We start from the raw sequence: 19,542 nt of genomic DNA, 5'->3' as shown, positions 1-19,542 counted from the left end.
GTGAAGGTGATCGCACGTGTCGTGAGTGCCTTCGAGGCCCTTGGGAGCCTTTCGGAGCCCTCTCGAAGCCCCTCGGAGCCCTTCGAAGCCCCCTCGTAGCCTTGATCCTGGATCCGCCGCCGCCCCTTGTCCGGTTCAGGCGGGCCGGGCCTCCGCGACCGCCCGCGCGAGCATGTCCTCCGCCTCGGTGACGCCCTGGACGAGCGTGTCGGGCGTGGCGGTCAGCCGCGTGACCAACTCGTCGATCCCGCCCAGCCCGGCGCGCTGGAGCAGCCCCTTCTCGTTGGTGACCCACTCCCCGCGTGCCGCCATCACGGCGTGCGCGGCGCAGGTCGCGGCCACGGCGACGGCACCGGCGACCTGGGCGAGGGCTCCCCGGGGAGCATGGCCGGCCCTGGCGTAGGCGAGGGTGGCGTCGGCGATGCCGGTCCAGTGAGGTGGGGCGCTCGCGCGCAACGCCGGCGGGTAGGTGCGCGGGCGGGGTGTGTCGCCCCGGAGCACCCGGTTGACGGCGAGTTCGGCGACGATCAGGTAGGTCGGGATGCCGACGAGGTGGAACATCAGGGGTTCGACCCGGAAGCGGCCCGCTTCGGCCTCCGCCAGCTCGTGTTCGGCGGCGGCGAGGTCCCGGTAGTGGATGTCGACGCGGCGCCCCTCGACGGTCAGCCAGGCGCCGCCGTTGAAGACGCCGCCGCCCCAGTCCCCGATGCCGCAGACCTCGCCCTCCCAGCCGAGGGCGCGCAGATCGCCGGGGTCGAAGGAGCCTCGGTAGTACAGCGCGAGATCCCAGTCGCTGTCGGGCCGCTCGGTGCCCTGGGCGCGCGAGCCGCCGAGGGTGACGGCGTGGACACCGGGCAGGGCGGCGAGGCGGTCGGCCGTACGGTCGAGGAAGTCCTCGTCGGAGGGGACGGGCGGCACGGTCGGCTCCTGGTGGTCCGGGGTGTGCGGGGGCCGCCGGACAGGCTAGGGCGCCGTGGAGCGCGCGGCCACGGAAATTCGTCCGGCCGCGTCCGTGCCCCGGCCCCGGACGGACTCCCGGGCAACTGACCGCACTCGATCTCCTGCGACGGGGTCCGGACCGTGGGGGGGGCCGGCACGCCGTAATGCCGCCGTGTCCGGTGAACTCGCCCGCCACCGCTGACGAGCCGAATTGGGCTGTTGGAGGTAATTATGCCGCTCCGCGCGCCCTGTCGGCGTGTTCGACCTACGCTGCCGTCAGGGGGAGGAAAGGCCCACGCCATTCCTGCTGAGGAGAGCCGATGGCTGAACGCATTGCAGCACCGCCACGTCGCCGTGGATACAAAGAAGGAATTGCCGGCGACATGCTCGCCGAATTCCTGGGAACGTTCGTCCTGCTTCTGCTGGGAATCGGGTCGGTGGCCGTCGCCGTCGTGGGCCTGCCCGGGTCGGGGCGACAATTCGTGGAATTCGGGCCGGCCAACTGGCTGATCATCTCCTGGGGCTGGGGCCTCGCCGTGGTCTTCGGTGTCTACGTGGCCGGCGGCATCAGCGGAGCCCACCTCAACCCCGCGGTGACGCTGGCCTTCGCCGTACGCAGGGACTTCCCCTGGCAGAAGGTCCTGCCGTACTGGCTGGCCCAGATCCTCGGCGCCTTCGTCGGCGCCGCGCTCGTCTACGCCTGCTACCGGTGGGCCATCGACGCGGCCAACACCAAGGCGGCGATCCCGCGGGACGAGTCACTGGCGACCTACTCCATCTTCGCCACGTTCCCCGCCGAATACTTCGGTGATTCCTGGTGGGGCCCGCTGCTGGACCAGATCGTGGGAACGGGAATTCTCCTCCTGCTGATCTGCGCGCTCATCGACATGCGCAACGTGGCTCCGCTGTCGAATCTCCACCCGTTCCTCATCGGCCTGGTGGTCGTCGCGATCGGTCTCACGTTCGGCACGAATGCCGGATACGCCATCAATCCCGCGCGTGATTTCGGACCCCGTCTGTTCACCTACTTCGAAGGCTGGGGCGACATCGCCCTGCCGGGGACGTTCGGATGGTTCAGCGGCTACTGGTGGATCCCCATCGCCGGCCCGCTCATCGGCGGAATCGCCGGTGTCCTCGTCTACGACCTGCTCCTCAAGCCGGTGATCACCGCCAGGGCGGGAGCGCAGGAGGAAGGCCCCGCCACCGAGGAACCGTAGATCCCCAGGCTCTGTCGTCACACCAGGAGAGGTGGCAGCGATGCCAGAATTCGTCGGCGCGGTGGACCAGGGGACCACCAGCACACGCTTCATGATCTTCGACCACTCCGGCAACGAGGTGGCCAGGCACCAGCTGGAACACCAGCAGATCCTGCCGCGCTCCGGCTGGGTGGAGCACGACCCGGTGGAGATCTGGGAACGCACCAACACGGTGATCCAGAACGCCCTGCGGGACGGCGGCCTGTCGGCGAGCGACCTGCGGGCCATCGGCATCACCAACCAGCGCGAGACGACCGTGGTCTGGGACCCGCGCACCGGCCGCCCGTACTACAACGCCATCGTCTGGCAGGACACGCGCACCGACCGCATCGCCGCGGCTCTCGAACGCGACGGGCACGGCGACGTCATCCGCCACAAGGCCGGTCTGCCGCCGGCCACCTACTTCTCCGGCGGCAAGATCAAGTGGCTGCTGGAGAACGTGGACGGGCTGCGCGAGGCCGCCGAGGCGGGCCACGCCCTGTTCGGCAACACCGACGCCTGGGTGCTGTGGAACCTCACTGGCGGACCCAACGGCGGTGTGCACGCCACGGACGTGACCAACGCCAGCCGCACCATGCTGATGAACCTGGAGACCCTGGACTGGGACGACGAACTGCTCGGCATCTTCGGCATCCCCCGCTCGATGCTGCCGGCCATCCACCCCTCGTCCGACAGCGAGGCCTTCGGCACCGCCCGCACCTCCCGGCCGCTGGGCGCCGCCGTCCCGATCACCGGCGTGCTCGGCGACCAGCACGCCGCGACCGTGGGACAGGTCTGCTTCTCCCCCGGCGAGGCGAAGAACACCTACGGCACCGGCAACTTCCTGGTGCTCAACACCGGCGAGGAACTGGTGCGGTCACGCAGCGGCCTGCTGACGACGGTGGCGTACCAGTTCGCGGGCAGCCCCGCGGTCTACGCGCTGGAGGGCTCCATCGCCGTCACCGGTGCGGCCGTGCAGTGGCTGCGTGACCAGCTCAAGATCATCGGGAGTGCCCCGGACAGCGAGCAGCTGGCGCGTTCGGTGGAGGACAACGGCGGGATGTACTTCGTCCCGGCGTTCTCCGGCCTGTTCGCCCCCTACTGGCGCTCCGACGCCCGGGGCGCCATCGTCGGACTGTCCCGGTACAACACCGGCGGTCACATCGCGCGGGCCACCCTGGAGGCGATCTGCTACCAGAGCCGTGACGTGGTCGAGGCGATGGAGAAGGACTCCGGCGTGCACCTGGACGTGCTGAAGGTCGACGGCGGCGTCACCGCCAACGACCTGTGCATGCAGATCCAGGCCGATGTGCTGGGGGTGCCGGTCAGCCGTCCCGTGGTCGCCGAGACCACCGCGCTCGGTGCCGCGTACGCCGCCGGACTCGCGGTGGGCTTCTGGTCCGACACCGACGAGCTGCGCACCCACTGGCAGGAGTCGAAGCGCTGGCAGCCGCAGTGGGACGAGGAGCGGCGTCAGGAGGGCTACCAGGACTGGAAGCGGGCGGTGGAGCGCACGCTGGACTGGGTGCGGGTGAGCGACGACGGCTGACGGGGACCGTCCGGGTGCGGCGTGCGGGGGGGTCAGCGGTCGGCGATGTCCTCACGGAGGCCGTCGGAGAACTCCCACCACGACAGCGGCAGCCAGTCGCCGTTCACGAACCCGTCGACCGTCGCGCCGCGACCACGGACGGTCACGGTGGTGCCCACCGGGTAGGTCGTGCCGGACAGCCCGGGCACGGGGACGAGCAGGGTTCCCAGCCGCTGTGCCGCCATGACGGCCCCCTTCGCTTTCGTAGGACGATACGTATTTCGTAGGACGATACGTATGGGGACATTACCGGCTTGCCCAGCGGGACAGACCGGATAACCATGAGAAATGGGTCACGCGGAGCATCGGGGGAGGCGCGGCACCGGACACGCACACCACCGAGTGGAGGTCTGAGCCATGAAGGCCGTCGTGTACAAGGGACCGTTCGAGGTTGCGGTCGAAGAAGTCGACAACCCCACCATCCAGCATCCGAACGACGTGATCGTACGGGTCACCTCGACCGCCATCTGCGGTTCCGATCTGCACATGTACGAGGGCCGTACCGCCGCCGAGCCCGGCATCACCTTCGGCCACGAGAACATGGGCACGATCGCGGAGGTCGGCCCGGGCGTCACCTCGCTCAAGGAGGGCGACCGGGTGGTCATGCCCTTCAACGTCGCCTGCGGGTTCTGCACCAACTGCGTGGACGGATTCACCGGTTACTGCCTGACCGTGAACCCCGGCTTCCCCGGCGGCGCCTACGGCTACGTCGCGATGGGGCCGTGGAAGGGCGGCCAGGCGGAGTACCTGCGCGTCCCCTACGCCGACTTCAACTGCCTGAAACTGCCCGAGGGGACGGAACACGAGAAGGACTTCATCCTGCTCGCCGACATCTTCCCCACGGGCTACCACGGCTGTGAACTCGCCCAGGTGCGGCCCGGCGAGAGCGTCACGGTGTACGGCGCGGGCCCGGTCGGTCTGATGGCCGCCTACTCGGCGCTGCTGCGCGGCGCGAGGAAGGTGTTCGTCGTGGACCGGGTGCCCGAGCGGCTGCAGAAGGCCGAGGAGATCGGCGCGGTGCCCATCAACTTCGCCGAGGGCGACCCGGTCGAGCAGATCCACGCGCAGACCGAGGGCATCGGCACCGACAAGGGCGTCGACGCGGTCGGCTACCAGGCGTCGGCGGGCGGCAAGGACTCGGACCGGGAGGAGCCGGCGACCGTGCTGAACTCGCTGGTGCGCACCGTCCGGGCCACCGGCATGCTCGGCATTCCCGGGCTCTACGTCCCGTCCGACCCCGGCGCCCCCGACGAGCAGTCCAAGCAGGGCATGCTCCTCGTCGCGGTCGGCAAGCTCTTCGAGAAGGGCCTGAAGCTGGGCACGGGACAGTGCAACGTGAAGCGCTACAACCGGCAGCTGCGCGACATGATCATCGAGGGGCGGGCGAAGCCCAGCTTCGTGGTCTCCCACGAAATGCCCCTCGATCAGGCGCCGTCGGCCTACGACAAGTTCGACAAGCGCATCGAGGGCTACACCAAGGTGATCCTGCACCCGTAGCCCGCGGCGGCCGGAGGTCTCCGGGGGTAATTCGGATGCGGGGGCGGGCCGAGCGGTGGAACGGTGGACGGCACCGGCCGTCCACCGTTCCCCTTCCAGGAGCCTTCGTGATCCAGCGCGTCACCGTGCCCTCCCTGTTCCCGCCGCCCGTCTACTCCCACGTCTCCGTCGTCGAGGCGGGCACCCGGCTGGCGTTCCTCGCCGGGTCCGTCCCGCTGGACGCGGACGGCGAGCTGGTGGGAGCCGGGGACCCGGTGCGGCAGGCCCGGCAGGTCATCGCCAACCTCGGCGAACAGTTGCGGGCGGTGGGCAGCGACCTGGAGCACGTCGTCGCGACGGACGTGTACGTCGTGAGCGCCGAGCCGTCCGTGCTCTCCGCCGTGTGGGACGTCGTCGAGGCGTCCGGGCTGAGCACGGGACCCCACTCGTCGACCCTGATCGGCGTGGCCTGCCTCGGCTACACCGGGCAGCTCGTCGAGATCACGGCGACGGCGGTCGTCCCCGGCCCCGGTCCGGCCGCCGCGTGACCGCCGGCGAGCGTCCGGTGACACTGCGCCGGGCCCACGCCGTGGACGCCGCGGCCGCGGCCGGGGTGTGGCTGCGCTCCTTCGCCGCCGCGCTGCCGGACGTGGTCCGGCCCCGCTCCGACGACGAGGTGCGGGACTACTTCCGGCACGTCCTGGTGCCGCTGCGGGAGACGTGGGTGGCGGAAGCGGCGGGCGAGGGCGTCGTCGGGGTGCTGGTGCTGGAGGGTGCGGAGCTGGATCAGCTGTACCTGGAACCCGGCTGGCGCGGGCGAGGGCTCGGCGACCGCTTCGTGGCCCTGGCCAAGGAACGCAGCCCCGTGGGCCTGTCCTTGTGGACCTTCCAGGTCAACGCGCCCGCGCACCGCTTCTACGAACGGCACGGATTCACGGCCGTGGAGCACACGGACGGCTCCGGCAACGAGGAGCGGGAGCCGGACGTGCGGTACCGGTGGCGGCCGTGAGACCTCAGCCGCGGCGGCGGGCGTAGCGGTCCGTCGCGGCGAGGAGGGCGTCGTCACCGGCCGTGCCGGTGTCGTGGCCGCCGTCGTCGACGATCACCAGCTCGCTGCCCGGCCAGGCGTGGTGGAGCCGCCAGACGATGCCGAGGAGGTTGCCGAAGTCGAGGCTGCCCTGGACGAGGGTGCCGGGGATTCCCTTCAGCAGGTGGGCGTCGCGCAGGACGACACCGTCGTCGTTGTCCCGTCCTTCGCCGTCACCGAGGAAGTGGTCGTTGCCCCAGTAGTGGGTGACGGTGCGGGCGAAGCCCAGGCGGTACACCGGGTCCCGGAAGCGTTCGACCGAGCCCGGCGGGGCGGGGATCGTCGCCGTCTCCCAGTCGGTCCAGGCCAGCGCGGCCCGCTCCCTGACCTCCGGATCGGGTGACTCCAGCAGCCTGTTGTAGGCGGCGGCCAGGTTGCCGTCGCGCTCGTCGGCGGGCAGCCCGGCGAGGAAACGCTCGTGCGCCTCGGGGAAGACCGTGCCGAGTCCCCTGGTCAGCAGGGCCACTTCGGCGTTCGAGCCGGTGGCCACCCCGGTCAGGACGAGTTCGGACACGACCCCGGGGTGGGTCTGCGCGTACCGCAGTCCGAGGGCCGACCCCCACGACACGCCCCACACCAGCCACCGCTCGATGCCCAGGTGGGCGCGGAGCCGCTCCAGGTCCGCCATGAGGTGCGCGGTCGTGTTGACGCTCATGTCGGTGGCGGGATCGCTCGCCGGGGGCAGCGACCGCCCGGCGCCGCGCTGGTCGAGCAGGACGATGCGGTAGGCGGCCGGGTCGAAATAGCGCCGCAGGTTCGGGCCGGCCGAGGAGCCCGGGCCGCCGTGCAGCACCAGCGCGGGCTTGCCCTGCGGGTTCCCGCTGGTCTCCCAGTAGACGTGGTTGCCGTCACCGACGTCGAGCATGCCGTGGTCGTACGGTTCGATCTCCGGGTATCTGGCCATCGGCGCAGGCTATCGGTGCCGGCCGGTGGCGCTCATCCCCTTTTCCCGGTGTGCAGTCCCGCCGCGTCGGCCGCCGTGCGCAGGACGTCCCTGAGCATCTCGGGGGTGAGCCGGCCGGTGAAGGTGTTGCGCTGGCTGACGTGGAAGCAGCCGAAGAGGTGCAGACCGGGGCCGTCGGCCGCGTCCAGGGTGGTGCGGGCGCCGTGCGCGAAGGCGGGCCGGGGCCGGGGCACGGCCCAGCCGGCCTCGGCGAACGCGGGCAGCGCCGCCTGCCAGCCGAAGGCACCGAGGACGAGCGCGGCCCGGAGCGTCGGCCGCAGCAGGTGCAGTTCCTGAACGAGCCAGGGCCGGCACGCGTCCCGCTCCCCGGGCGTGGGCTTGTTGGCGGGCGGGGCGCAGTGCACGGGTGAGGTGACACGCACCCCGTACAGCTCCAGTCCGTCGTCGGCGTGGGTGGCCGTCGGCCGGGAGGCGAGCCCCACGTCGTGGAGCGCCCGGCACAGCACGTCCCCGGAACGGTCCCCGGTGAACATCCGTCCCGTGCGGTTCCCGCCGTGTGCCGCGGGGGCCAGGCCGACGATCAGCAGCCGGGCGTCCGGCGGCCCGAACCCGGGGACCGGCCTGCCCCAGTACGTCCAGTCCGCGAACGCCGCCCGCTTGGTACGGGCGACCTCCTCACGCCAGTCGACCAGCCGGGGGCAGGCACGGCAGCCGGCGATGCGCCGGTCGAGCCGGGAGAGGGCGCTGCGGTCCATGACTCCACGGTAGGCGTTCGGGACAGGGGGAGATCCCCGGGGGGAAATCCCCGTACGGTCCGCGGGGCGATCGGGCTAAGGTCGGGAACATGGTGAGCGAGGGTGCGGAGCACGACAGGACGGCCGGGGCGGACACGCCCGGCCCGGGTGAGGCGGCGCCCGCGCCCGCCGACCCGCGGATCGCCGCGGTGGTGGCGGCCGCCGAGGCGGCCGGCCCGCCGAGCGGCGAATCCGTGCGGATCGACAGCTGGATCTGGTCCGTGCGGCTGGTCAAGACGCGCTCCATGGGCGCCGCCGCCTGCCGGGGCGGGCACGTCCGGGTGAACGGCGAGCGGGTGAAGCCCTCCCACTCCGTCCGTGTCGGTGACGAGGTGCGTCTGCGGGTGGAGACCCGGGAGCGGATCGTCGTCGTCACACGGCTGATCCGCAAGCGGGTGGGCGCCCCGGTGGCAGTCCAGTGCTATGTCGACAACTCGCCGCCGCCTCCGCCCCGCGACGCCGTCGCTCCGGCCGGCATCCGCGACCGCGGTACCGGTCGCCCGACCAAGCGCGACCGGCGCGAGATGGAACGCCTGCGCGGCCTGGGCGGGCCGGGCGTGCCCGGTGGGATGCCCGGGCCCCCTGACCCGGGTGCCGCGCCCGGTGACGCCGGCCGCCGCGGAAGGACCACCGACCGACGTGCGGCAGGCGGCAGGGGCGCCGAGCCCGGCCGCACCTCCCGCCGCCAAGGCCCCGGCGGCTCCCGGCGCGGCTGACCCTGGCAGCCGTCGCCGCGCGGCCGGCAGCCGTGTGGCCGCACGGGCCCGGTGAAGGGCCACACTCCGTGCGGTGAGGGAGGCAGGGCGTCTCCCGCGCGTGACCTCATCGCTGTCCGGGGTCTGCTCTCACCGCCCGCACCCACATCCCGTCGGCCGTCAGGTACCGGTCGACTCCCAGGCCCTCCTCCCCCAGTGCCTCCTCGAACTGCTCCCTGTCGAGAGGACGGGACCGGAACGTCTGCGTCCAGACCGCGTCCGGGAACACGTACTCCGCGTGCACCGAGTCGACCCCGTCGCCGACCGGTTCCACCGACACGATCCGCACGGTGAAGCCCGCCGGGTCGACCCGCTCGCGCGGCACGTCGGTGTGGTAGTCCTCGCCCTCCCGCTGGATGAGCACGCATCCGCCCTTCGCCAGATGCCGTACGCAGGTGCGCAGGATGCCCCGGCGCACCTCGACGTCTCCCGCGTGAACCAGGAAGGACGCGAGCAGTACCACGTCGAACGTCTCCCCGACGTCGACTTCCTCGATGCGGCCGCATATCGTCCGTGCCCCGCGCACGCGCTCCAGCATCTCCGGCGACTCGTCGACCGCCGTCACCTCGAAGCCACGCTCCAGCAGCGCGTGCGTCATCCGTCCCACGCCGCTGCCCAGCTCCAGTACCCGCGCCCCCGGCTTCACCGCGGCGGCGATGATGTCCGGCTCGTCCCCGACGGGCAGCCGCGAGTAGAGCTCCACCGCGCAGCCGTCCGGGGTGATCGCCCCGGGCCCCGTCCCCTCGTACCCCTCACGCATTCTCAGCTCCATGTCCGTCCAACGGCCCGTGCTCGCACGTCCGTTCCTGTCCGTCGCGGGTTCACTCGAACGTGTGAGCAACGGCCGGTTCCGGGGACCCGGAGGGGACAGGAACGAAGGTCGCGGACCGGATTCGGGCGTGAGCGGCGGTGAGGACGATGCGGACGGGCAGTGAGCCGGTGACCGCGCGCAGTGCTCTGCGGATGCGGTTCTGGCTCAGTGTGTGGGGCGAGGTCTGGACGGTCGCCGGGACGGTGGCCTTCGCGCTCGCGGGATACCCCGGCTGGGCGGTGGCCTGCGCGGCGCTGTGGCTGCTCGTCACGGTCGACCTGGTCCTCGTCGTCCGGCACATCCGTCAGGGATCGCACTACCAGCCGGGGCGCGACGTCCCTCCGTACGAACCGCCGGCCGGGCGGCGGTAGCGCGCAGGCGGCACACCGCCGTCACGCGTCGAAGCGGGCCGCCCTCAGGTACTCCGGGTTGGGGTCCAGGGCGGCCGCCAGCCGGAAGTGGCGCTTGGCCGGGTGGGGACGGTTCTGCCGCTGGTAGGTGCGGGCGAGCGCGAAGTGGGCGTAGGCGTTGTCGGGCTCGCGCTCAAGGACGAGGGAGAACTCCAGCTCGGCGGGGCGCAGCTGAGCCGCGGCGAAGAAGGCACGGGCCCGCAGCAGGCGCGCGGCGGTGTTCTCGGGGTGGACGTCGATCACGCCGTCCAGCAGCTTCACCGCGCCCCGCGGATCCCGTGAGGCGAGGAGATGCTCGGCGGCACGGAAGTCGATGACATGCGTCTCCGGCGTACGTCCGGTCGAACCACTGGTCTCGGGCACGGCGGCATCCTTCCCTCGCTGATGGGGTTCAACGCCTCGCCCGGGGGCCTCTATTCCGGCTGTTCCGGAGGCTGCGGCCGCTCCGGGCGGGATGCCCGCGACCGGCGGACGAGCTCGGACCACACGTCCTTGACGCGTTCGGCGAGTTCGTCGAGCGGGACGTCGTTGTCGATGACGATGTCGGCGACGGCCCGGCGCTGCTCACGGGTCGCCTGGGCGGCCATCCGCGCGCGTGCGTCGTCCTCGCTCATGCCGCGCCGGCCCACGAGCCGCTCGAGCTGGGTGGCGGGGCTCGCGTCGACGACGATCACCAGGTCGTAGAGGGGCGCGAGACCGTTCTCCGTGAGCAACGGGACGTCGTGCACGACGACGGCGTCCTCGGCGGCGGCCTCCTCCAGCTCGCGGGAGCGGGCGCCCACCAGGGGGTGGACGATGGAGTTGAGCACGGCCAGCTTCTCCGCGTCGGCGAAGACGATCGAGCCGAGCCGGGGCCGGTCGAGGCGCCCGTCGGCGGCCAGCACGTCCTCGCCGAAGGCGTCCACGACCGCCGCCAGACCGGGCGTGCCGGGCTCGACGACCTCGCGCGCGATGCGGTCCGCGTCGATGAGCACGGCCCCGCACTCGACGAGCAGCCGCGACACCTCACTCTTGCCGGCGCCGATACCACCGGTCAGGCCCACTGTCAGCATGGACAGCAGCCTAGGTCCACAGCCCGGGCCGGCGTGCGCCGGGCCGGGCCGGGGGATGTCAGCTCTCGCCCTCCCGCTCCGCGAGGAAGCGTTCGAACTCGCGGCCGATCTCGTCCGCCGACGGGATCTCCGCCGGCTCCGCGAGCATGTTGCCCCGGGTCTCGGCGCCGGCGGCTGCGTCGTACTGGTGCTCGAGCCCCTGGACGAGGGCGGTCAGTTCCTCGTCGCCCTCGCGGATCTGGCGGTCGATCTCGGTCTGGGTGCGGTGGGCGGCGGTGCGCAGCGAGTGCGCGACGCCGGGCAGCACGAGCCCGGTGGCGGCCGTGATCGTCTCCAGGGCGGTCAGCGCCGCGTCCGGGTACGCGGAACGGGCGATGTAGTGCGGCACGTGGGTGGCGACGCCCAGGACGTCGTGGCCGGCCTGCATCAGCCGGTACTCGACGAGGGCCTCGGCACTGCCGGGCACCTGCGCCTCGTCGAAGACGCTGCTGGTCACCGGGACGAGGTCGGTGCGGTTGCCGTGCGGGGTGATGCCGACGGGGCGGGTGTGCGGGACGCCCATGGGGATGCCGTGGAAGTTCACCGACAGGCGGACGCCGAGGCGCTCCACGATCTGCCGGACGGCCGCCGCGAAGCGCTCCCACTCGACGTCCGGCTCCGGACCGGACAGCAGCAGGAAGGGCGCTCCGGTGGCGTCCTGGACGAGGCGCACCTCGAGTGCGGGCACCTCGTAGTCGCTCCAGCGGTCACGGGTGAAGGTCAGCAGGGGGCGCCGGGCGCGGTAGTCGATGAGCCGGTCGTGGTCGAAGCGGGCGACGAGCTGGTGGGGCAGCGAGTCGAGGAGCCGGTCGACGATCTGGTCCCCGGTCTCTCCCGCGTCGATGTATCCGTCGAAGTGGTAGAGCATGACTAGTCCGGCCGACTCCTGGGCCAGCGCCATGTCGACGACGCCGAGCCCCTTCGGCTCCCATGCGTACAAATCCTGCGGATCAAGCACAGTGACCGCTCCTCCTTGTGTCCGTACGGGACAACGTGTCGGGCGACACAGGCATTCCCGAGCCGTGCGGTTCCCTCCGGGGGGTGGTGGAGGGGCTGCGGCCGGTGGGGGTTGGTCGCGCAGTTCCCCGCGCCCCTGGGGGGTGGGTGGGCAGCCGCGGGTCGGTGGGGGTTGGTCGCGCAGTTCCCCGCGCCCCCAGGGGGTGGGTGTGCGGGTAGCACTGAGGGGCCGTACCCGGGTGGGTACGGCCCCTCAGTCAACGGCTAGGCGTCAGCGGGGAGCGTTCAGCTCTGGCCGCCCGCCAGCTTCTCGCGCAGGGCGGCGAGAGCCTCGTCCGAGGCGAGCGCGCCGGACTGGTCGCCACCCTCGGAGGAGTACGAACCGCCGCCGGACGCGGCCGGAGCGGCAGCCTCGCCACCCTCGGCAGCGGCCTTCTCGTCCGCCTCGCGGGACTTGATGACCTGCGCCTGGTGCTGCTCGAAGCGGGACTGCGCCTCGGCGTACTGGGTCTCCCACGCCTCGCGCTGGGTCTCGTAGCCCTCGAGCCAGTCGTTGGTCTCGGGGTCGAAGCCCTCGGGGTAGATGTAGTTGCCCTGGTCGTCGTAGGACGCGGCCATGCCGTACAGGGTCGGGTCGAACTCGACCGACGACGGGTCGGCACCGAAGGCCTCGTTGGCCTGCTTCAGCGAGAGGCTGATGCGACGGCGCTCGAGGTCGATGTCGATGACCTTGACGAAGATCTCGTCGTTGACCTGGACGACCTGCTCCGGGATCTCCACGTGGCGCTCGGCCAGCTCGGAGATGTGGACCAGACCCTCGATGCCCTCGTCCACGCGGACGAACGCACCGAACGGAACCAGCTTCGTGACCTTGCCGGGCACGACCTGGCCGATCTGGTGGGTGCGGGCGAACTGCTGCCACGGGTCTTCCTGGGTCGCCTTCAGCGACAGGGAGACGCGCTCGCGGTCCATGTCGACGTCGAGGACCTCGACGGTGACTTCCTGGCCGACCTCGACAACCTCGGACGGGTGGTCGATGTGCTTCCAGGACAGCTCGGAGACGTGGACCAGACCGTCGACGCCACCCAGGTCCACGAAGGCACCGAAGTTGACGATCGAGGAGACGACGCCGGAACGGACCTGACCCTTCTGGAGGGTGGTGAGGAACGTCTGGCGGACCTCGGACTGGGTCTGCTCCAGCCAGGCACGGCGGGACAGGACCACGTTGTTGCGGTTCTTGTCCAGCTCGATGATCTTCGCCTCGAGCTCCTTGCCCACGTAGGGCTGGAGGTCGCGGACACGGCGCATCTCGACCAGGGAGGCCGGAAGGAAGCCGCGGAGGCCGATGTCGAGGATGAGACCACCCTTGACGACCTCGATGACGGTACCGGTGACGATGCCGTCCTCTTCCTTGATCTTCTCGATGGTGCCCCAGGCACGCTCGTACTGGGCGCGCTTCTTCGAGAGGATCAGGCGGCCTTCCTTGTCCTCCTTCTGGAGAACAAGGGCCTCGATCTCGTCACCGACGGCGACGACCTCGTTGGGGTCGACGTCGTGCTTGATCGAGAGCTCTCGGCTCGGAATGACACCTTCGGTCTTGTAACCGATGTCGAGCAGGACCTCGTCCCGGTCGACCTTCACGATGACGCCGTCGACGATGTCGCCGTCGTTGAAGTACTTGATCGTCTCGTCGATCGCGGCGAGGAATGCTTCCTCGTTACCGATGTCGTTGACCGCTACCTGCGGGGTGGTGGCGGTGGTCTCGGTGCTGCTCGTCATGTGGGAAAGGGCTCCGGTACGGACATTGAAGTCGTAGGTACTGCTACGCCGGAGCCCGTTTCGCTCTGCCGAAGCCGGACAGCCAAGGAAGCGCTCCACCAGATACTGGCGTCGGCGCCTCGAGAACCGAGGGGACATACAACAGATGCGAGCGCAGCCTGCTACGTCTGAGGCGCGCAGGCTCGCAGCGCAACTTGTAGCATACGGGGGCAGCCGGGCAGGGTCAATGCGCGAAGCCGCCCACCCGGGGCGGATCGCCGCATAACCGGCACAAGTCCCGTCATCCGAGGCCACGCAGGGGCTGGGAATCCGCTTCTGCGACACACCGGAGTCCGGCTGGACGGAAGAGTACGACGAGGGAGCCGATCATCCAAGAGTCCGTAGCGCCCGAACCGGAGGCGACCCGGCGGGAGGCCGGTGTCACGGAGAGCTCACGCGCCAACCGGGGCTGGTGGGACCGCAACGCCGACGAGTACCAGACCGAGCACGGCACGTTCCTCGGTGACGACCGCTTCGTGTGGGGTCCCGAGGGTCTGGACGAGGTGGAGGCGGAGCTGCTCGGTCCGCCGGAGGAGCTGAAGGGGCGCGACGTCCTGGAGCTGGGCGCCGGCGCGGCGCAGTGCTCGCGCTGGCTGGCCGCCCAGGGGGCGCGTCCGGTGGCGCTGGACATCTCGCACCGGCAGTTGCAGCACGCGCTGCGGATCGGCGGGCCGTTCCCGCTGGTGTGCGCCGACGCGGGCGCGCTGCCGTTCGCCGACGGCTCCTTCGACCTGGCCTGCTCGGCGTACGGGGCGCTGCCCTTCGTCGCCGAGCCGCGGCTGGTGCTGCGCGAGGTGCGCCGGGTGCTGCGGCCGGGCGGCCGGCTGGTGTTCTCGGTGACGCACCCGATCCGCTGGGCGTTCCCGGACGAGCCGGGCCCCGAGGGGCTGAGCGTGTCGGCGTCGTACTTCGACCGCACTCCGTACGTGGAGCAGGACGAGGACGGCCGCGCGGTGTACGTCGAGCACCACCGGACGATCGGGGACCGGGTGCGGGACGTCGTCGCCTCGGGGTTCCGGCTGGTGGATCTGGTGGAGCCGCAGTGGCCGGCCTGGAACACCTCCGAGTGGGGCGGCTGGTCCCCGCTGCGCGGCAACCTGATCCCGGGGACGGCGATCTTCGTGTGCGTGCGGGACTGAGCGCGTGATCCGTCACGACGCCCTGGACACCCTTCCCGTACGCGAGGCGCTGCCCGGGCTGACCGACGCGCTCGACGCGCACGGCACGGCGGTGCTCGTGGCGCCGCCCGGGACCGGTAAGACGACGCTGGTGCCGTTGGCGCTGGCGGGACTGCTCGGGGCGGGTCCCGCGCGGCGGGTGGTGGTGGCCGAGCCGCGGCGGATCGCCGCCCGCGCGGCGGCCCGGCGGATGGCGTGGCTGCTGGGCGAGCGGGTCGGCGGGCAGGTCGGTTTCACCGTGCGCGGGGAGCGGGCGGTGGGACCGCGCACGCGGGTGGAGGTCGTCACGACCGGTGTGCTCCTGCAGCGCCTCCAGCGCGATCAGGAACTGGCCGGGGTGGACGTGGTGGTGCTCGACGAGTGCCACGAGCGGCATCTGGACGCGGACACGGCGGCGGCGTTCCTGTGGGACGTGCGCGGGACGCTCCGCCCGGAGCTGCGGCTGGTGGCCGCGTCGGCGACGACGGACGCGGAGGGCTGGGCCGGGCTGCTGGGCGGTGCGCCGGTGGTCGAGGCGCGCGGTGCGGCGTACCCGGTGGAGGTCGTCTGGGCGCCTCCCGCGGGCGCGGTGCGGCCGCCGCACGGCATGCGGGTCGATCCGGCCCTGCTGACGCACGTGGCGTCGGTGGTGCGGCGGGCGCTGGCCGAGCGGGACGGGGACGTGCTGGTGTTCCTGCCGGGGGTCGGTGAGATCGCCCGGGTGGCCGGGCTGCTGGGCGGCCTGGACGGTGTCGAGGTGCTCCAGGTGCACGGGCGGGCGCCGGCGGCCGTGCAGGACGCGGTGCTGACCGGCGGGGAGCGGCGCCGTGTGGTGCTGGCGACGGCGGTGGCGGAGTCGTCGCTGACGGTGCCGGGGGTGCGGGTGGTCGTGGACTCGGGTCTCGCGCGCGAGCCGCGGGTCGATCACGCGCGGGGGCTGAGCGCGCTGACGACGGTCCGGGCCTCGCGGGCCTCCGGGCGGCAGCGGGCGGGGCGTGCCGGGCGTGAGGCACCGGGCGCGGTGTACCGCTGCTGGGCGGAGGCGGAGGACGCGCGGCTGCCGCGGTTCCCCTCCCCCGAGATCAAGGTGGCCGATCTGACGGCGTTCGCGCTCCAGGCGGCCTGCTGGGGCGATCCGGACGCCTCGGGGCTGGCGCTGCTGGACGCCCCGCCCGCGGGCGCGATGGCGGCGGCCCGGTCCACGCTGACGGCGATCGGCGCGGTGGGCGCGGACGGCCGTGCCACGGCGCGCGGTGCGCGGCTGTCGCGGCTGGGGCTGCACCCCCGGCTGGGGCGTGCCCTGCTGGACGCGGCGCCGGTGGTGGGTCCCGGTCTCGCCGCCGAGGTGGTCGCCCTGATCGGTGAGGAGCCGCCGCGCGAGTACGGGGACGACCTGGCGGGCGCCCTGCGCACCGCGCGCCGCGGGGGCGACGCGTATGCCGGCCGGTGGCGTACGGAGGTCCGCCGGCTGCGGGGGCTCGTGCCCGAGGACACCGGCGGAACCCGTGGGGACGGCAGGACAGGAGCGGCTGGAGGGGCCGGTGCGGCCGGGGACACGTCCGCTCCTGGGCCGTCCGGCACCGTGCGGGTGTCCGGCGGTGGTCCGCTCGCCTCGGGGGCCGGCGGGGAGGACGCGCGGGTCGGGCTGGTGGCGGCGCTCGCGTTCCCCGAGCGGGTGGCCCGCTCGGACGGCGGTTCGTATCTGATGGCGGGCGGGACCCGGGCCGAGCCGGGGGCCGGGTCAGGGGTGCGGGGCGCGGAGTGGGTCGCCGTGGCCGTGGCCGACCGGCCGGTGGGGCGCGGGCACGCGCGCGTGACGCTCGGGGCGGTCGTCGACGAGGGGATCGCCCGGTACGCGGCGGCCGCGCTGCTGGAGCGCCGGGAGGAGGTCCACTGGGCCGACGGGGACGTCGTCGCGCGGGAGGTCGAGCGGCTCGGAGCGGTGGAGCTGACCGTACGGCCGCACACCGGCGCCGACCCCTCCCTCGTGCGCGGCGCGCTGCTGGAGGGGCTGCGGCGGGAGGGCTTCGCCCTGTTGCGCCGGCCCGCCGGGGCGACCGTACTGCGGCAGCGGCTGGCCTTCCTGCACGGCCGGCTCGGCGCACCGTGGCCCGACGTGTCCGACGAGGCGCTGTACGCGCGGGTGGAGGAGTGGCTGGAGCCGGAGCTGAGCCGTGCCCGGCGGCGGGCCGACCTCGCCCGGATCGACGCCGCTCAGGCGCTGGGCCGGCTGCTGCCGTGGGCCTCCGGTGAGGCGGCGCGGCTCGACGAGCTGGCGCCCGAGCGGATCACCGTGCCCAGTGGGTCCGCGGTCCGGGTCGACTACGCGGACCCGGAGCGGCCGGTGCTCGCCGTGAAGCTCCAGGAGATGTTCGGGCTCCAGGAGTCGCCCCGGGTGGCCGGGGTGCCGCTGCTGGTGCACCTGCTGTCCCCGGCCGGGCGTCCCGCCGCCGTGACCGCCGACCTCGCGTCCTTCTGGCGCGACGGCTACAGGGGCGTACGGGCCGAACTGCGCGGCCGGTACCCCAAGCACCCGTGGCCCGAGGACCCGGCCGCCGCCGAACCGACCCGGCACACGAGCGCACGGCTCCGGCGCTGAGCCGTGCGCCGGCGTGCCGTCAGGCGTCGGGTCCGGTCGACGGGGCCGGGGACGGTGCCTCGGACCCGGTCCCGGCGCCGGTCCCGGTCTCGTTCCCGTTCTCGGCGGCCGCCACGGTCAGTTCGACCGTGAGGGTCGCTCCGCCCGCGGTGGTGACGCGGAGCAGGAACGTGCCGGTGGTGTCGTCCGCGTACAGCCGCGGCAGCGTCAGCAGACCGTCCGCGTCGGTCTTGAGGCCCTTCAGCGAGCGGACCGCCTTGCCGTCGGCGTCCTTGAAGTAGGGGCCCTTGTCGTTCACGGCCGGGTCGTCGGCGGACGTGACGAGCGTGGCGGTGGCGGCGACCTTGCCGGCGGCGGCGCCGCCGTAGGTGGCCTTCAGCCCGACCTCGGCGAACTCGCCGCCGGGGGTGCACGTGAGGGCCGCGTCGCCGGTGCGGACGAGGGTGTCGGCGGCGCGTTCGGTGACGTTCGCCTTGTACGCGACGCCCGGGATGTCGCGGCCCACCACGACGGCACGGACGGCGAACGCGCCGGTCTTCTCACCGGCCTGCAGCGCGGGTGCCACGGCGACGCCGGACGCGTTGGTGACCACGGTGGCCACGCTCTCGCCGCCGGTGAACGTGGTGTCGGTGTCGCCCTGGACGGTGAAGCGGATCCGTACCTTGGCCACCGCCTCGCCGGCGTCCGTCTCCGCCCGGGCGGCGGCCCTCGTGTCGAAGGTGTCGCCCGCCATCGCGGTGAGCGTCACGGTACCCGCGGCCTCCAGGTGGTCCACCGTGTCGGTGGGGGTCGGCGGGGTGGTGGCCGGCGGCGGGGTGGTCGGGCTGCCCGGGTCGGTCGGCTTCGGGCCCGGGCCGGCGCCGCCCGGCTTGCCGGGCGGCGGGGTGGGCTTGGGGGTGGGCGTGGGCCTGGGCGCCGGCGGGGTGGCCGAGACCGGCGAGGAGGGCCGTACCGTCGTCCCGTTGTCGCTGCGGTCCCCGGGCAGCGCGCCGGAACCGTCCGGGATCTCGTGGGTGCCCTTGCGGTAGTACTCCAGCCACGACAGGACGGTGTTCAGGTAGTCCGTCGAGTTGTTGTAGCTGAGGATCGCCTTCCTCAGGTCGCGGCGGTCGGACAGGTCCCAGTCGAAGCGGCACAGGTAGTGCCCGGCGGCGAGGGCCGCGTCGTAGATGTTGTTGGGGTCCTTACGACCGTCCGCGTTGCCGTCGCGGCCCGCCCACTTCCAGGTGGAGGGGATGAACTGCATGGGGCCGACGGCCTGGTCGTAGGTGCTGTTGCCGTCGTAGGCGCCGTCGTCGGTGTCCTTGATGAGGGCGAAGCCGTTGCCGTCGAGCTGGGGCCCGAGGATGGGCGAGAGGGTGGTGCCGTCGGCGTCGACGCGTCCGCCGCGTGCCTGGCCCGACTCCACCTTGCCGATGGCGGCGAGGAGTTGCCAGGGCAGGTTGCAGCCGGGCTTCTTCTCGCGCAGCGCCGCCTCGGCCTGCTTGTAGGCGTCGAGGACGGTCGCGGGTATGCCGGCCTCGGCCGCTGATGGGTCGACCGTGCCGGTGCCGCTGGTCGGGGAGGGGTTGGGGCTGTTGAGGGGCGGCAGGTCCGTGTAGTACGGCGAGTTGCCGGTCGCGCTGCCGCCGTCGGCGGTCTCCCCGGGCGACGGTGCGGTGCCGGAGGTGGTCTGTCTGCCCTGGCCGTCGACCGTGACGCCCGGAGCCTGGGACGCGGACAGGGCTGCCACCGCTGCCGCGGCCACGGCGGTGGTCGCGGCTCCCTTGCACAGCCTCCTGCCGAATTGCGCCGCCATAGAGTGAACCCCTCCCGTGGACGCCGTGGCGCCCGTCGACGTGTGTGCCGTGTCCGCCCTGTTGTGACGTTCCTGCCCGCCGGGCCGGTTGCCCGGTGCGGCCGTCCGCCACGACGATCCTCG

19 protein-coding genes are annotated in these 19,542 nt (G+C 72.6%); 9 read left to right on the top strand and 10 right to left on the bottom strand.

The genetic code is table 11. From position 1 onward, the window contains the following. Window positions 1-135: 135 nt before the first annotated feature. Complete coding sequence (locus tag IE172_RS04785) at window positions 136-918, bottom strand: nucleotidyltransferase domain-containing protein (protein ID WP_190095773.1); 783 nt, start codon at window positions 916-918, stop codon at window positions 136-138. Window positions 919-1,322: 404 nt separating this feature from the next. Here IE172_RS04785 and IE172_RS04780 point away from each other — a divergent pair, with 404 nt between their 5' ends. After that, a complete protein-coding gene (locus tag IE172_RS04780; protein WP_229885770.1) occupies window positions 1,323-2,156 on the top strand; it encodes an MIP/aquaporin family protein in 834 nt (277 codons plus the stop codon). Between the two features lie 40 nt (window positions 2,157-2,196). Then, on the top strand, window positions 2,197-3,723 hold the full coding sequence (gene glpK / locus IE172_RS04775) for a glycerol kinase GlpK (protein ID WP_190095771.1): 1,527 nt from the start codon (window positions 2,197-2,199) through the stop codon (window positions 3,721-3,723). Between the two features lie 32 nt (window positions 3,724-3,755). On the opposite strand, the gene IE172_RS04770 is transcribed toward glpK, so the two are convergent. Then, on the bottom strand, window positions 3,756-3,947 hold the full coding sequence (locus tag IE172_RS04770; RefSeq protein ID WP_189555277.1) for a hypothetical protein: 192 nt from the start codon (window positions 3,945-3,947) through the stop codon (window positions 3,756-3,758). Between the two features lie 172 nt (window positions 3,948-4,119). On the opposite strand from IE172_RS04770, the gene IE172_RS04765 reads away from it, so the two are divergent. The 3 genes from IE172_RS04765 to IE172_RS04755 all read left to right on the top strand — a co-directional run bounded on the left by IE172_RS04765 (window position 4,120) and on the right by IE172_RS04755 (window position 6,247). Continuing rightward, window positions 4,120-5,259 carry a glutathione-independent formaldehyde dehydrogenase gene (locus tag IE172_RS04765; RefSeq protein WP_190095770.1) on the top strand — a complete coding sequence of 380 codons (1,140 nt, stop codon included), beginning with the start codon at window positions 4,120-4,122 and terminating at the stop codon, window positions 5,257-5,259. A 107-nt stretch (window positions 5,260-5,366) separates the two neighbouring features. Further along, window positions 5,367-5,786 (top strand): RidA family protein, encoded by a 420-nt coding sequence (locus IE172_RS04760; protein ID WP_190095769.1) that lies wholly within the window; start codon window positions 5,367-5,369, stop codon window positions 5,784-5,786. Further along, window positions 5,783-6,247 (top strand): GNAT family N-acetyltransferase, encoded by a 465-nt coding sequence (locus IE172_RS04755; protein ID WP_190095768.1) that lies wholly within the window; start codon window positions 5,783-5,785, stop codon window positions 6,245-6,247. Before IE172_RS04760 ends, IE172_RS04755 begins: the two co-directional genes overlap by 4 nt. Window positions 6,248-6,251: 4 nt before the next feature. Here IE172_RS04755 and pip read toward each other — a convergent pair whose 3' ends face one another. Together pip and IE172_RS04745 are read right to left on the bottom strand one after the other, a co-directional pair. Further along, window positions 6,252-7,229 (bottom strand): prolyl aminopeptidase, encoded by a 978-nt coding sequence (pip, locus tag IE172_RS04750; protein WP_190095767.1) that lies wholly within the window; start codon window positions 7,227-7,229, stop codon window positions 6,252-6,254. Window positions 7,230-7,261: 32 nt separating this feature from the next. Beyond that, window positions 7,262-7,984, bottom strand: coding sequence for a uracil-DNA glycosylase (locus IE172_RS04745; protein ID WP_190095766.1), 723 nt, complete (start codon window positions 7,982-7,984; stop codon window positions 7,262-7,264). Between the two features lie 89 nt (window positions 7,985-8,073). Between IE172_RS04745 and IE172_RS04740 the strand changes: the two genes are divergently transcribed. Then, on the top strand, window positions 8,074-8,739 hold the full coding sequence (locus tag IE172_RS04740; RefSeq protein ID WP_190095765.1) for an RNA-binding S4 domain-containing protein: 666 nt from the start codon (window positions 8,074-8,076) through the stop codon (window positions 8,737-8,739). Window positions 8,740-8,845: 106 nt separating this feature from the next. Here IE172_RS04740 and IE172_RS04735 read toward each other — a convergent pair whose 3' ends face one another. Beyond that, window positions 8,846-9,538 (bottom strand): class I SAM-dependent methyltransferase, encoded by a 693-nt coding sequence (locus tag IE172_RS04735; RefSeq protein WP_229885769.1) that lies wholly within the window; start codon window positions 9,536-9,538, stop codon window positions 8,846-8,848. 158 nt (window positions 9,539-9,696) lie between these two features. Between IE172_RS04735 and IE172_RS04730 the strand changes: the two genes are divergently transcribed. Then, window positions 9,697-9,960 carry a DUF6343 family protein gene (locus IE172_RS04730; protein ID WP_190095763.1) on the top strand — a complete coding sequence of 88 codons (264 nt, stop codon included), beginning with the start codon at window positions 9,697-9,699 and terminating at the stop codon, window positions 9,958-9,960. Window positions 9,961-9,981: 21 nt separating this feature from the next. Here the strand turns inward: IE172_RS04730 and IE172_RS04725 are convergent, their stop codons facing one another. The 4 genes from IE172_RS04725 to rpsA all read right to left on the bottom strand — a co-directional run bounded on the left by IE172_RS04725 (window position 9,982) and on the right by rpsA (window position 13,826). Next, the gene (locus tag IE172_RS04725) at window positions 9,982-10,362 is read right to left on the bottom strand and encodes a tetratricopeptide repeat protein (RefSeq protein ID WP_190095762.1); all 381 of its coding nucleotides are present in this window, start codon (window positions 10,360-10,362) and stop codon (window positions 9,982-9,984) included. Window positions 10,363-10,412: 50 nt separating this feature from the next. Continuing rightward, window positions 10,413-11,051, bottom strand: a complete 639-nt coding sequence (coaE, locus tag IE172_RS04720; RefSeq protein WP_190095761.1) for a dephospho-CoA kinase — start codon at window positions 11,049-11,051, stop codon at window positions 10,413-10,415. Between the two features lie 58 nt (window positions 11,052-11,109). After that, complete coding sequence (locus tag IE172_RS04715; protein WP_190095760.1) at window positions 11,110-12,048, bottom strand: PAC2 family protein; 939 nt, start codon at window positions 12,046-12,048, stop codon at window positions 11,110-11,112. 284 nt (window positions 12,049-12,332) lie between these two features. After that, window positions 12,333-13,826, bottom strand: a complete 1,494-nt coding sequence (gene rpsA, locus IE172_RS04710) for a 30S ribosomal protein S1 (RefSeq protein WP_190095759.1) — start codon at window positions 13,824-13,826, stop codon at window positions 12,333-12,335. A gap of 365 nt (window positions 13,827-14,191) precedes the next feature. On the opposite strand from rpsA, the gene IE172_RS04705 reads away from it, so the two are divergent. Beyond that, complete coding sequence (locus IE172_RS04705) at window positions 14,192-15,004, top strand: class I SAM-dependent methyltransferase (protein ID WP_190096014.1); 813 nt, start codon at window positions 14,192-14,194, stop codon at window positions 15,002-15,004. A gap of 4 nt (window positions 15,005-15,008) precedes the next feature. After that, on the top strand, window positions 15,009-17,621 hold the full coding sequence (locus IE172_RS04700; protein ID WP_190095758.1) for an ATP-dependent RNA helicase: 2,613 nt from the start codon (window positions 15,009-15,011) through the stop codon (window positions 17,619-17,621). Window positions 17,622-17,640: 19 nt separating this feature from the next. Here IE172_RS04700 and IE172_RS04695 read toward each other — a convergent pair whose 3' ends face one another. Further along, window positions 17,641-19,419: a lytic transglycosylase domain-containing protein gene (locus tag IE172_RS04695; RefSeq protein ID WP_190095757.1), complete on the bottom strand. Its 1,779-nt coding sequence runs from the start codon at window positions 19,417-19,419 to the stop codon at window positions 17,641-17,643. Window positions 19,420-19,542 lie beyond the last annotated feature (123 nt).

This window comes from Streptomyces griseoflavus, from assembly GCF_014649995.1.
GTDB lineage: Bacteria > Actinomycetota > Actinomycetes > Streptomycetales > Streptomycetaceae > Streptomyces > Streptomyces griseoflavus.
Note: the sequence above shows the minus strand (reverse complement) of the source record. Positions and strands in the feature narration are given on the sequence as shown.

Bases quoted from the DNA above. Each gene is read 5' to 3' on its own strand.
- IE172_RS04780 (WP_229885770.1), top strand. From the start codon at position 1,323: ATGCTCGCCGAATTCCTGGGAACGTTCGTCCTGCTTCTGCTGGGAATC.
- glpK (WP_190095771.1), top strand. From the start codon at position 2,197: ATGCCAGAATTCGTCGGCGCGGTGGACCAGGGGACCACCAGCACACGC.
- IE172_RS04770 (WP_189555277.1), bottom strand. From the start codon at position 3,947: ATGGCGGCACAGCGGCTGGGAACCCTGCTCGTCCCCGTGCCCGGGCTG.
- IE172_RS04765 (WP_190095770.1), top strand. From the start codon at position 4,120: ATGAAGGCCGTCGTGTACAAGGGACCGTTCGAGGTTGCGGTCGAAGAA.
- pip (WP_190095767.1), bottom strand. From the start codon at position 7,229: ATGGCCAGATACCCGGAGATCGAACCGTACGACCACGGCATGCTCGAC.
- IE172_RS04745 (WP_190095766.1), bottom strand. From the start codon at position 7,984: ATGGACCGCAGCGCCCTCTCCCGGCTCGACCGGCGCATCGCCGGCTGC.
- IE172_RS04740 (WP_190095765.1), top strand. From the start codon at position 8,074: ATGGTGAGCGAGGGTGCGGAGCACGACAGGACGGCCGGGGCGGACACG.
- IE172_RS04735 (WP_229885769.1), bottom strand. From the start codon at position 9,538: ATGCGTGAGGGGTACGAGGGGACGGGGCCCGGGGCGATCACCCCGGAC.
- IE172_RS04730 (WP_190095763.1), top strand. From the start codon at position 9,697: ATGCGGACGGGCAGTGAGCCGGTGACCGCGCGCAGTGCTCTGCGGATG.
- coaE (WP_190095761.1), bottom strand. From the start codon at position 11,051: ATGCTGACAGTGGGCCTGACCGGTGGTATCGGCGCCGGCAAGAGTGAG.
- rpsA (WP_190095759.1), bottom strand. From the start codon at position 13,826: ATGACGAGCAGCACCGAGACCACCGCCACCACCCCGCAGGTAGCGGTC.
- IE172_RS04695 (WP_190095757.1), bottom strand. From the start codon at position 19,419: ATGGCGGCGCAATTCGGCAGGAGGCTGTGCAAGGGAGCCGCGACCACC.